Raw genomic sequence first — 12,513 nt, 5'->3', positions numbered from 1 at the left:
GGGTTAGTTTTTGATGGCGGCAGGAAGCGTAACGGCGAACCCGCCATCGCCCCGGATCCGCGCCGCGACGGCGTTCTGCGCCGAAGGATGAACTGCCACAAGGGTTGTCCAGCCGTCCAGCGTCATGAACCCATCATAGCGGACCGCGGGACCGAGCGGCCATGCTTCTTCTGGACGATCCAACAAGAATCGCTTGAGCATTGCAAATGTTCGCGGCGCATAGGCGCGCAACAAGGCCGCCATTTGCCCCGCGCCGAACGCCTGCGCCGGATTGCCTGCCGCCGCCAACTGCTGTTCGAGCGAAGCGTCCAGTTCCGTCCAGGCGTCGAGGTAAGCGACCGCATCCGGCGAGACGTCAGCAACGGCAGCTTCCGGTTCGCCGGATGCTGAATGTGCAAACCTGAACAGTTGAAATCCGGCGAGCGGAGCCGCCAACCCCCTGCGGCCGACCATCCGCAACCCGGACCTAGCCGCGAACGAAATCATCGCCGCCGGGCTGATGCTCCAGAAATGGTCGAAGAACAGCAGTTCGTCGTTGGCAAATTCCGTTGTCGGACAAACGACAATCGTCTGTCCGTCCGGGGTCATCAGCGACGCGAGGGTCGCAAGAAATTGCGCGGGATCCGGCGTATGCTCGATCGTGTTGATCGATATCACGGCATCGAACGGACCATGCCCGGCCAGGTCGCGATCGGGAAAACCACGCATCAATGTCAGCCGCTCATTGGCCTGCGCGAGCGCAGGTGGTAGCGCCGGATCGATACCAGTCAACTCATAGGTCGCCGCTTCGTCGCAATCGCCGAGCGCACGCAGCATCGCTCCCGACCCGCAACCAACGTCGATCAACCGCAAGCCGGGTTTGCGCCCGCCGATCGCATCGACGATTGCCGCAGCATAGGCCCTGCCCCGGGCCTCTTCTCCGGTACCGGTCAAGGCCGGCAGTCCATAGGCGCCGGAATAGATCGCGGAGATTTCGGCGGCGGTGGGCGGATGGCGATGGCGAACCAGGCCGCAGCTCGGGCACCATAGCTTGTCGAGCGGCCGCGCGATAACGCGCCCGTCACTCAGCATGGAACGGCCGGCTGCGGGAATCGGCAGACTCACGCCCTCTTGGCGTCCGCAGCTTGGGCATATTTCGGCAGCCTGTCCCAGATCATCTGCGCCGCGGTTGCCGCCGGTCGGGGTAGCCGTCATCGATTTCCTTCATTGCCAAGCACGATCATGGTCCGTCCCGCGCCGCTTTCCTGGGTCGCGTTGGTCTGCGGAACCAACGCACCGATCTGATCGACGAACAGGAATGGCATACCAACCTCAAGGTCGTATAGCAGTTTTTGCAGCGCCGACTGTTCCCATCTCGACTTGTTCGATGGCCTGGCAAAAGGTTAGCATGGCTGCTCTTTTGATCGGCGCTGGGACCGGAGCAACATCAGATGAAAACCCGACGAATCGTGATTTTTGGCTCCGGCCAAATCGCCGAACTCGCCGACTTTTACTTTACCAACGACTCCGCATACGAAGTCGCGGCCTTCACGGTCGATCAGGCTTTTTTTTCGCAGGATCAGTTTCGCGGACGCCCGGTGATCCCCTTCGAGCGTGTCACGGAAGAATTTCCTCCACAGGATTTCGATTTCTTTGTCGCGATCGGCTACACCAATCTCAACCGGCTTCGCCCGGAGAAGGTGTCCGCTGCCCGCGCCAAGGGGTACAGGCTGGTGTCGTATCTGAGCAGCCGCGCAACGGTCTTTGCCGGCTTCGAGCTACAGGAAAACTGTTTTATCCTCGAGGACAACACCATCCAGCCGTTTGCCCGGGTCGGCAGTAACGTCACGCTCTGGAGCGGCAACCACATCGGCCACCATTCGACTGTAGAGGACGACGTGTTCATATCGTCGCACGTCGTTGTTTCCGGAGGGGTCAGGATCGGCCAAGGCAGTTTCATCGGCGTCAACGCCACGTTTCGGGATCACGTCACGATCGGCAAGAATTGCGTGATCGGCGTCGGTGCGCTGGTGCTCGAGGATCAGCCCGACCACGCGGTGGTGGCGCCGCGCGGAACCGAACGCTCGAAGGTACCGAGCAATCGGCTTCGGAGCTTGTGACGCCGGGCGCTTGTTACCCGGCCGCGGTATTATGCCGTACGACGACGGTGAATTCGTAAAGTCCGTAGTCCTGCAGCAGCGCAACCGATCGGCCATAGCGACGCAGGCAATAGGACAGCATCTCGGCTGCATCGGCGTAGTATAATGTTCCGCTCCGCCTTTCCGGATCGCTCGACAGGCTCAAGACATTGAAAGCGAAGCCGCGCCGGCCAGCGCGTGAAAGAATATCGATGATCTGGCGGACGTAGCGCGCCCAAGTCTCGGTCGACACCTCTCCCTTGACGTTGAAGATTCCGCTGGCAACCGCGAAGTCCGCGATTTCCGTCGGCTCGGCTCCGACTCGCCATCGGCAATCCGCGCTCTCGCCGTGCAGCCGCGTCGCCTCCTTGATCATGTCCGGCGCGACGTCGTAGCCGATGAACGGTCCTCGGTGCCCCGCCTCGCGCAAGAAACGCATGAAATCACCGTAGCCGCAGCCGATATCGAGAATCGACGCGTCCGGGGAACCTTCGAGCAGACGAAGAAACTGCCGATGCCGAAGTTCGTGCGATGCGTTCCCGTTCCAGTCGACGCCTTGCGGGATCGGTCCGTGCAGAGCGAGCTTCGAACTGTAGTAAGCAGCAACGGCGCTCACGATCGATGGGTCCGGACCGGCGCTCATCTCAACTTGCTCCGGAGCGACGGGCCTAGAATCATTATGGCGGGTGATATAGCTGCGGTCATCGCTTGCGATCGAGCGCTGCCGTCGAGACGCCGGCACCAGGTGGAACGCGAATCACATTCGATCCTTCCGCCGCTGCGAGCTCCCTGCGATGCACGCGCTGCACAACGGTATAAGGACGCCGCTTGGTTTCAGATACGATATTGGCGACATAGATGCCGATCACGCCGAGAATGCATGTCGTTAGCCCGCCAAAGAACCAGATCGAGACGATCAGCGACGTAAAGCCATCGACGCCGATGCCGGAAGCGAGATAACGGGAGACGTAGAACAGGATGGTCGCCACCGACAGCGCGAAGATCGCGATGCCCGCGTATAGAATGAAATAGAGAAGTTTCGTCGACGTCGTGGTCAGATACTTGACCGCCATCTCGGTGCGCATGCGAAGCGAGTATGTCGTCGGCGAGCCCAATGATTTCCGGAACGGGACCGCCACCTGGCGGAAGCCCGTCAGTTGCCACAATTGCGAAATTACGAACTCGCGGTCGCGATGCCGGACCAGAGCGCGGACGTAATCGCGCGTCATCAGGCGGACGGTCGCCAGGTTCCGCGGAATCCGGTGATCGCTCAATGCATCGACCAGCGAAAAAAACACTGCACCGCTGATGCGTTCGACGAGGCCGCCTCGCCGCGTCTGCTGGATGCCATAGACGACGTCGCAGTCGCCCTTCATGAACCGCTCGTGGAAGCTGGCAAGAAGTTCGGGATCCTCGTCAAGATCGCTGTCGATCAGAAACACCAGATCGCCCGTCGCATGGCCAAGCCCCGTCATCATAGCCTTGTGGTGGCCGAAGTTGCGCGCGAGGTCGACCACAACGACCCGCGGGTCGGCCTGGTGCAGGGCAAGGGCAAGATCGAGGCTGTCGTCGGGGGAGCCATCGTTGACCATCAGCACTTCGATATCATGCGTGATTTGTTCCGCCGCCGCGATGACGCGCCGATAGAATTCGCCGATCGTCGGAGCTGACCGGTAAAGGGTCGTCACAACAGACAATTTCACGCGATAGTCCCCGTCAAATCTCGCCTCGCCTGTGGATCAGATCGAGCCGCGCGGATTGTGTACAACTGGATTCCATTGGCGGCAAGGATTCGGCCAGAAGGCTGCGATTTGGCCAAGCCTTTGGCGCATCTGAGAGTTTAGGCGAACCGGTCGCGGCGAATCAAGTATCGAATCCAGACCCCGGCATATACCGCCAGACACGAGCTATCCACTTAATTTGCCTGCTTGGCAGCAGCCTCGACGCAGGTCGCTCTGAGTATGGTCGTCAACATTGTCGTCTTCATGAAATCCACCAATTTAAGCTGTCCCCCAAAGTGCTCGGCGCAATAGGGGCCTAGCAGTTCCTTCTGTTGCGCATCGGCAACGAGAAGGATGCCTTCATCGGATCGCAATCGCGAGACCAGTCCCCTGCCCGCATTTTCTTCGGCTACGGCCACCGAAAAGGGCGCCCATGTAAAAACGCCCAGGCCAAACATTTTCAGGTTTCGGGAATTGGATTGTCCTGGAAAGAGCGGGAATGAAATTTCAAAAGGAAATGCACCGCCCCAAACAACAACCGGCTCTGTTGGGACTGGGCCGAGGACCGTTGCCACGGCAATATCCCTGCTGTTAGCCCGCGATTCTGCGATCAAGGCTTTAGCGTTGACCAGGCACGCGATCACGAGCACCACCAGCATTGCCGCCTTCCGGACCCCCGACGTCAGACGGCCGGATAGAAAGGGAATGAAAAGCAAGAGCATGAACATCGGTACATAGACGCGCAAAATGCCATGCCGGCCCGCCATCCCCAACGCGAATATCACCGCCATAGAGATCATCCACGACACGATCGCTCGTCGCTCGAATGCCAGCAGCAGGAGCACCATCGCCGCTACCAAAGGGGCAAGAATGCTTGAGTCGAAAATTGAACGAAGCGAGATAATCCCCGATTCAAAACTGTAGGATTTGACCGCTACCGGCGCGAGGTCGGCGAGAACGGCTCTCAGCCGCGCGGGGTCTGCGAGTTGCCTGTCAGCAAAGAAATAATGCTTTACCAATTCGACGTCGTTTTTCGACATGCCATGGCGAGCCATGACTTCCGGCGCCTCAAGCAGCCGGTCGGCCACGCCGAAGTCGGTAAAGGGAGCTCGCGCGAGGTTTAGCTCCCAAAAATAATTCCATTCAGGACCAGAGTATGCGAATTGATCGATCCATGTGGCCGCGACCACGCCTGACACCAGCACCGCAGCAGCGACTTGAAGTTTTCGGTCTTTCCGCAGCATGCCCCAGGGCAGGATCGGAAGCGCAACCAGAGCAACTAGTGCGAACTCCAGATTTCGCACGAGAAATCCCAGAAGCGCCAGGACGGTGCCGGCGACAAGGCTGAACGTAGAACCGGTCCGCTGATAGACGCAAACGCCGAGCACCGCGGCCGCAGTAAGAAGTCCCGCCGTAACAGTGAATTGCGCCTGCAGGACGGGTCGAAGCAGAATAAGGGCAACGACCAATAGACCCACGACATAGCCGGCACCCAGTCGCACCAGAAAATACAGTATCGCGGACGCCGCCAGGGTAATGGCTCCGAGCATCGCAAGCGAATAGCCGAACACTCCCCCGATGCCAGGAACAGTTCTGACAATGACGCCCCAAATGACGTTGGAGAAAATTATGTGAGGGGATCCATAGGCCGCGAGCCCATAACCGTGGGCCACCATCGACATCGCCACGTCGTCGTTGGTTTCCCATCTCGGATCGAAAAGAATGCAAAGCAGGACAACAAACGCGCTGCATGCCGCAAGGCTGATGATTAGCGTTTGGGCCTTTGGATGACGAACATCAGAAGCCCCCAAATTCATCCAACGACCTGTGAGGCAAATAGTGTGAATGCGCTTCGTCGAACTGCCGAGATCGAGGCTGCCTGAGGCGGCCCCGTCTATTAGCTCTTGCTTCCGTCCGCAGATTGGGCACAGATACCGAACCGCTAGCGCTGAATCAAGTATCCGATATGTCGATCGGATACTTGAGAAAAACGCCGACTTTCGGCATGGCGGTGCCCCGCAACGCGGTCAATCGGGCCGGAGTTTTTGAATGGATTATCCGGCGCGCTTCGCAGGCCCGGTCTCGCTCTACCTGCTCCGGGCCGACTTGAGTGCGGCAGCTGGCGGACTGGGGTGCCAATTTCATCAAGATCGATGCGCTCCTCGAGGTGTTCAAGCGGCTCGCGGAAAAGGTCGGCGTGATCGTCGAAAATTTTCGACCCGGCATGAAGACAAAACTCGAGATAAGCAACTTGGCAGCGCTTTTAAGCCGCGGGCGCTGTGTTAGCTCCTCCGCTCATGGACCCAGCACGATCAGAGCGCCTGCATTTTCTGGACGGCCTACGAGGTTGGGCTGCCGTGGCCGTTCTGTTCTGCCACACGTTCATCGAGGTATTTCCATACGATATCGATGTCGCAAAGAGGCTCGCGTTTCTGCTCCCGTTCTCTGGAGCATCCGCCGTCTATGCGTTTTTCGTAATCTCTGGGTTTTCGCTTTCGATAGGCTATGTGCGCACGCAAGATGGACGGGATCTCGCACGAACCGCAGTGAGCCGGTATCCGCGGCTAGCTCTGCCGATTTTGGCAGCCACCACTCTCGTGTACCTTATGATGATCTCTGGAGCCATTCCCGATGCGGCCAAAAGAGTTGCGCCGCTACATCTTGCTCTTCAATTCGAGCCGAGTGTGACGCACGTCCTGCAGTTCTCGCTTTTCGACGTATTCTTCCGTTTCTCGTTCGAGACCGCATACATTTTGCCGCTGTGGTCAATGGAGTTCGAGCTATTAGGCTCTGCCTTGATCATTGGCCTTCTTGTGATCGTTGGTCGCCGAAAGATGCGGGTTTTGGTCTATGGAGTCCTCTATCTCATCTTGGCCGGATTTTCCGTCTTCTATCCGACGGCTGGCCTTTACTCTCTGTTCGTGGCCGGAATGGTGCTCGCGGAATTGTACGTTCGCTGGAGGCCACGTCGTCCGCTCCATTATTTGCTATTGGCCGGCTTGTTTTGTTTTGGATGCTTAGCTCCATACTTGGCGTCTCACCGTCCCGGAATTATTTATCACGCCGGCATCATTGCATTCTGCGCCGCCTCGTTCTGGCTTCCCTGGCTCCGCTCGCTGTTGGAGGTTCGGCTAAGTCGTTACCTAGGTCGGATCAGCTTCCCACTCTACCTTGTGCATGGCCCGATACTCTTCTCCTTCTCCCTCTGGGCGCTTAAGGTCTTGCAGCCACTAGGGTTCGATTCAAGCACGACCAACACGATTGTAGCGCTTTGCACGATCCCGATCGCGATAGGGTGTGCGGCGGCCTTTGAACCCGTCAACAACGTGGCTATTCGCACTTCGCGGCGCTTCGGAGCGGTCCTGGTTGCCCAGGCTGCGAAGTATTTGCGTCGGCGTGAGCCCGCGCTAGGCGCGGTGGTAGATGCGGCCTAAAGCGATCGCACCCATGGAGGGAGAGGGTTCAAGGCTCCTGATAACTCGTGCACACGTCACGGATGCTGTCGGCATTGTTTGCACCTCGGCTGTGTTCGCCCTCGTATTCTGGCGTCGCATTGCGATCAATTCGGTGAGCGATTTGCACGCGCACATCGACTACGCTAGGCGTATTTCGAGTGTGCAAGACATCGAGTCACCGCACTTTCTGTTTCAGCTGATACTTAACGCTGTCGTCGCTGCGTTCCCGGTAAGTTACGAGGGCGGCACTGCGGCTATTCTGGGCGTTTGCTACGGCGCAATGGGACTGCTTATTGTTCGCGAGTTGCGTAAACTCAGGGTCACATCTGGAGAGAGCTGGGGATGGAGCCTGGCGATACTGTTTGCTTCCCACGTGTTCCTTCCGACTCTGGCTGTCCCAAATCTATATTACGGGTACCTGGTTCCAACGGCGTACCACAACCCTACGCAGCAACTGAACAAGCTGTTTGCGCTGGCAATCTGGCTGCTGTGGTCACGACGGTTGGTCGAGGCGCAAGATAGGCGGCCGCGGGTAGTGGCCGGCTTGGCCGCACTGTGTATCGGATCGGCGCTGGCCAAGCCATCGTTCCTCATAGCCTTTCTGCCTGTTAGTGGCCTAGTTGCTTTGCGCGACCTGTTGCGGAGACATTTCGCAGCTGTCATTGCCTGCGCGCTCGCGATCGCTGTTCCGACAGTGCTGGTGCTGCTGGTGCAGGCTGCGGCAACGTACGGAGCGACAGCCAAGTCGGGCGTAATCTTATCGCCATTCGCGGTGTTCACGCGGCCTGGTGAATTCGTTCTCAAGCTGCCTTTGACACTCGCCTTCCCGCTGGTCGTCACCGTCGCTTATGGATTCTCGTTTCGCCTGCGGATGGCTTGGCTCTATGCAGCCTGCGCGATCGCCTATGCGGTCTTGCTCGCGGAAAGCGGCTCGCGTTTGAACCAGGGCAATTTTGCCTGGACCGCCCAGACGGGGATTTTCTTGCTGTACGCCGAGGCGGGGCTGTTGATCGCGTCGCACAGAGACGCTTCAATTCGCTGGAAGATATGCGCAGGCGCATTCGCGGTCCACATCGTGAGTGGGCTGATCTACGCGGGCGCGAACGCAATGTTTCCAGGACCGACCTTTCTCTAGCTAAAGGAAATCTGAAGGCTGCCTGCGGCGGTCGCCGCGATGGCTTAGAGCACGTTCAATCAACGCGCGAACGCCCTAGCGCTATTGCCGATTATCTAGTAGCTGCACCAAAAAATCCTGAACCGGATGCTTGAAGCGTCGGTCCCAGCTCAGGCGATATGCCAGCCACCAGAGACGCTGCCAGGCCCGGAAACCCAATGGGCGCCACTGATTTGCCCATTATCCCAAACCGATACGGTCCCATTGTCATTCTGCCAAAGAATATCGTCATGGGAATTGTTGTCGAAGTCGCCGATGCCAACAATGTGCCAGCTACTCGCCACCACGCCGGCACCAGCAATAATGTGGGCAGCCGCAATCTGGCCGTTGTCCCAGATGGACACCGCGCCATTGTCGTTGCGCCAAAGAATATCGTCACGGCCGTTGCCGTCGAAATCACCCGCGCCGATGATGTGCCAGCTGCTTGCGACCACATTCGGATTAGAAATCCAATGGGCGCCGGTGATCTGGCCGTTATCCCAGACCGATACCGTGCCATTGTCGTTCTGCCATAGGATGTCGGAACGCCCGTTGGCATCAAAGTCGCCGACAGCCGCAATATGCCAGCTGGCGGGGACTACGCCGGCGTTCGAAACGGTGTGGGTGTTGCTGGCTTGGCCATTGTCCCAGATGAACACCGCACCATTGTCATCGCGCCACAGAATATCGTCGCGGCCATTTCCATCGAAATCGCCGGTACCTGCAATGGACGAAGTTGCTGGAACACCAGCCGGGGCGGACACCGTGCGTGCCGTGCTGGAGTTGCCATCGTCCCAGACGAAGACCGCGCCGCCATCGTCGCGCCACACTATGTCGCCTTTGCCATTGCCATCGAAGTCTGCCGCGCCCGCTATATGTGAGCTGTTGGGGACGGCGCCCGAACCGGATATCGAATGGGCGCCGCTGGGCTGGCCGCTGTCCCACACCGACACTGTACCATCATTGTTTTGCAAGAGAACGTCGCTTCGGCCGTCGCCGTTGAAATCGGCAACTGAACCCATTTTCGAAAACGCCAGCCCAAGGAAGTCGTCAGCCGCGAGCACAAGGTTTCCCGAAATATCGATCGCGAAATTGGCGACCCCGTCCCCGTTGGTATCGCCCTGCAGGGTCGTGACGCCGAGAGAACTGTTATAGAAATAGTTGAGTTCGCCGGCCGTGCCGTGGAAGGCGGCGGTGGCGATGAACTTGAACTGATCGTAGCTGCCGGTGCTGCTGATCGCGTCGTATCCGCTGAGATCGATGTCGTCCAGGCCGGAAACGAAATCCGTAATCCGGTCGTGCTGGCCGCTCGCGGCCGAGCTCTCGCCGAGCAGGAACACGAATATGTCGCCGCTGCTGCCGCCGGTCAAATTATCGACGCCGGCGCCGCCGATGAGCTTGTCGTTTCCGGCGCCGCCGATCAGCGTGTCGTTGCCGCCGGCACCCGACAGCGTACCGCCCGTGTCGCTTGCGGTCAGCCTGTCATTGCCGCTGCCGCCAATGGCTTTCTCGATGGTCGCGTTGAGTGCGATTCCGATATTGTTCACGAGGCCGCCGACCGAGGAAAAGGCGCCCGAGTGCAGGTCGATGGTCTGCGCCGCCGAATAGCTGGAGCAATCAAGCGTGTCGGTGCCGCCGCTGTCGTAGATCGTCAGCGCCGGCGCCGAGGTGTAGTTGCCGAAATTGAAGACCGCGCCGGCATTGCTGTTGAAGCCATAGACGGTGTCGCCGGTTCGCGTCGAGGTCGCCGCGCCGTACATCGAAGCCACGGCGTAGATGTCCGCCATCTGCGGCGTCACGACGTAGCGGTATGAGCTCCCGGAATAATTGTGCTCGCCGAAATACGACATGACCGAATACTGCCAGGTGTCGTTGGCGTAGAGCGCGTTAGTCGAATACGACGCGCTGCCATTATACGGCCCCTGGTGGCCCAGGCCGAGCGCATGTCCGATTTCGTGGATGTAGGTCTGGTAGGCGTAGCTATCGATGCCGGTCTTGCCGTCGTTCGCGCCGCCGTCGGTGGTGACCCAATCGGTGCTGATGTTGACGGTCGCATATGCGAACGAGCCCCCAGGCCAGTAGGCGCTGGAATAGGCCTGCATCGTGCCGTTGTGGGTGAACGTGATGTTCGCTGCGCCGGAGGTCTGGACGAAGGCGATGTTGGCGACCTCGGACCACGCCTGCATCGCCGACAGCGCGAGGAACTGCTCCGCCGAATTCAGCCCGGTGATGTTGTAGGTGATGGTGTTGGAAGCCCAGCGATGGGCGATGCTGTTGTTGTATTGCCAAAAGCCGTTGACGAGATAGTCGGCAAGCGTCGCGATCGACGCCACCGGCTTCGCGGCATAGACGTCGAGGCTTGCCACGCTGGCGGCGGCAGCATCCGCCAATTGGAAAGGATCGCCATCATCCCGAAACATCGGGTCGTGCATGCTTTCGGGCTGAAGCGCGGCCGGGCTCGTCCCAAGCTCGAACGGCCGAAAGGTCCAGAACTCATCGGATTGCAGACCGTTCTTCTTCATCGATCAGGCCCGTCAGCAGGTCGTTCGGTTGCAGAGAATCGCACTCGGGAGGCTAGAATCGCCTCATTAACGCTTGTTTACCAGCCGGACTTGTCGCGCTCCTGCTTGACGGTGAATTACAGCGAAAAGCGGAATCCCCTGCAATAGCCCGTAGTCTTGCGGGGCCGGATTTCGGCCGTCCCGCACAGCCGCTTCCGATGCAAAAATGGCGCCCCGCCCTGCCCGCATGGCCGGCCGCCCCTCGCCGGGCGCCGAACAAGGAGTTGGAAATCGGCGCCAGATTGGTTAAGCCAGACGGGTCTGCCCTCCCACGCGAAAATCCAGAAAAACAAAGGTTTCTCAATGCCTTTCCCACGCGCTTCGCAGGCCCTTTCCCGCTTCACCGTACTCGATCTGACCCGCGTTCGCTCCGGGCCCACCTGTGTGCGGCAGCTGGCGGATTGGGGCGCCAACGTCATCAAGATCGACGCACTGCTGGAGGACGGTGGCGGCGAGCAGCCCGGCGGCCCGCGCCAGGGCTCAGATTTCCAGAATTTGCACCGCAACAAGCGGGCCATGACACTGAACCTGAAGGATCCCAAGGGCCTCGACGTGTTCAAGCGCCTCGTCGAGCAGGCAGATGTCGTGGTCGAAAATTTTCGTCCCGACGTGAAAGCAAAACTCGGTATCGACTATGAGAGCTTGCGGAAGATCAATCCCCGCCTCGTCTATGGCAGCATCTCCGGTTTCGGACAGGACGGCCCCTACCACAAGCGGCCGGGCTTCGATCAGATCGCGCAGGGCATGGGCGGGCTGATGTCGATCACCGGCGCGCCCGGTGAGGGTCCGATGCGGGTCGGCATCCCCGTCGCCGACCTCACCGCCGGGCTGTTCTGCGCGCTTGGCATTCTCACCGCGCTGCTGGAGCGCGACGTTTCCGGCGAGGGTCAGTGGGTGCAGACCTCGCTGCTGCAGGCGCAGATCTTCATGCTGGATTTCCAGGCCTCGCGCTGGCTGATGGAAAATGATGTGGCCAAGCAGGCCGGCAACAACCATCCGACCTCGATCCCGACCGGCGTGTTCAAGACCTCCGACGGCTACATCAACATCGCCACGACAGGCGGGCGGATCTGGGAGCGCTGCGCGCAGGCGATCGGTGCGCCCGAACTCGTCACCAACCCCGATTATGCAACCGCGCCTGCGCGCTCGAAGAACCGCGACGCGCTGAACGAAGCAATCGGCAAGCTCACCGAGAAGAAATCCACGGAAACCTGGGTCAAGGAATTGAACGAGGCCGGCGTGCCCTGCGGCCCGATCTATTCGATCGACCAGATGTTCGACGACGCCCAGGTCAAGCACCTCGGCATCGCCCAGCACGTGCCGAACGACGAGAACCGCCACATCCAGCTCGTCGGCCAGCCGGTGACGCTGTCACGCACGCCAAGCAGCATGGCCGCGCGCCCGCCGGAGTTCGGCGAACAGACCGAAGAAGTGCTGGTTGAGTTCGGCTTCGGCAAGGACGAGATCGCAGAGCTGCGCCAGCGCAAGGTGGTGTGAACTACTCTG

9 protein-coding genes and 1 pseudogene are annotated in these 12,513 nt (G+C 59.6%); 4 read left to right on the top strand and 6 right to left on the bottom strand.

All coding sequences use genetic code 11. The features are described from left to right. Positions 1-3: 3 nt before the first annotated feature. A complete protein-coding gene (locus IVB22_RS04570) occupies positions 4-1,194 on the bottom strand; it encodes a bifunctional 2-polyprenyl-6-hydroxyphenol methylase/3-demethylubiquinol 3-O-methyltransferase UbiG (RefSeq protein WP_247516121.1) in 1,191 nt (396 codons plus the stop codon). Beyond that, positions 1,191-1,340, bottom strand: a pseudogene (locus IVB22_RS04565) (GspMb/PilO family protein); the annotation flags it as partial. The gene IVB22_RS04570 and the pseudogene IVB22_RS04565, both read right to left, overlap by 4 nt. Before the next feature lie 90 nt (positions 1,341-1,430). On the opposite strand from IVB22_RS04565, the gene IVB22_RS04560 reads away from it, so the two are divergent. Then, a complete protein-coding gene (locus tag IVB22_RS04560) occupies positions 1,431-2,099 on the top strand; it encodes an acetyltransferase (RefSeq protein ID WP_247516119.1) in 669 nt (222 codons plus the stop codon). A gap of 13 nt (positions 2,100-2,112) precedes the next feature. Here the strand turns inward: IVB22_RS04560 and IVB22_RS04555 are convergent, their stop codons facing one another. From IVB22_RS04555 to IVB22_RS04545, 3 genes are all read right to left on the bottom strand, one after another. Next, positions 2,113-2,760 (bottom strand): class I SAM-dependent methyltransferase, encoded by a 648-nt coding sequence (locus IVB22_RS04555; RefSeq protein ID WP_247516118.1) that lies wholly within the window; start codon positions 2,758-2,760, stop codon positions 2,113-2,115. A 58-nt stretch (positions 2,761-2,818) separates the two neighbouring features. After that, complete coding sequence (locus IVB22_RS04550; RefSeq protein WP_247516117.1) at positions 2,819-3,820, bottom strand: glycosyltransferase family 2 protein; 1,002 nt, start codon at positions 3,818-3,820, stop codon at positions 2,819-2,821. A 212-nt stretch (positions 3,821-4,032) separates the two neighbouring features. Beyond that, the gene (locus IVB22_RS04545) at positions 4,033-5,655 is read right to left on the bottom strand and encodes a hypothetical protein (RefSeq protein ID WP_247516116.1); all 1,623 of its coding nucleotides are present in this window, start codon (positions 5,653-5,655) and stop codon (positions 4,033-4,035) included. A 480-nt stretch (positions 5,656-6,135) separates the two neighbouring features. Here IVB22_RS04545 and IVB22_RS04540 point away from each other — a divergent pair, with 480 nt between their 5' ends. Further along, positions 6,136-7,272 (top strand): acyltransferase, encoded by a 1,137-nt coding sequence (locus IVB22_RS04540; protein WP_256467374.1) that lies wholly within the window; start codon positions 6,136-6,138, stop codon positions 7,270-7,272. Between the two features lie 133 nt (positions 7,273-7,405). Further along, positions 7,406-8,428: a hypothetical protein gene (locus tag IVB22_RS04535; protein WP_247516114.1), complete on the top strand. Its 1,023-nt coding sequence runs from the start codon at positions 7,406-7,408 to the stop codon at positions 8,426-8,428. A 149-nt stretch (positions 8,429-8,577) separates the two neighbouring features. Here IVB22_RS04535 and IVB22_RS41510 read toward each other — a convergent pair whose 3' ends face one another. Beyond that, a complete protein-coding gene (locus IVB22_RS41510) occupies positions 8,578-10,968 on the bottom strand; it encodes a M10 family metallopeptidase C-terminal domain-containing protein (RefSeq protein ID WP_276576902.1) in 2,391 nt (796 codons plus the stop codon). Positions 10,969-11,310: 342 nt separating this feature from the next. Here IVB22_RS41510 and IVB22_RS04520 point away from each other — a divergent pair, with 342 nt between their 5' ends. Further along, positions 11,311-12,504, top strand: coding sequence for a CaiB/BaiF CoA-transferase family protein (locus IVB22_RS04520; protein WP_247516113.1), 1,194 nt, complete (start codon positions 11,311-11,313; stop codon positions 12,502-12,504). The last annotated feature ends 9 nt before the right edge of the window (positions 12,505-12,513 follow it).

The sequence above is a fragment of the Bradyrhizobium sp. 190 genome (assembly GCF_023073415.1).
Lineage (GTDB): Bacteria > Pseudomonadota > Alphaproteobacteria > Rhizobiales > Xanthobacteraceae > Bradyrhizobium.
This window is presented reverse-complemented; position numbering and strand designations above follow the sequence as displayed.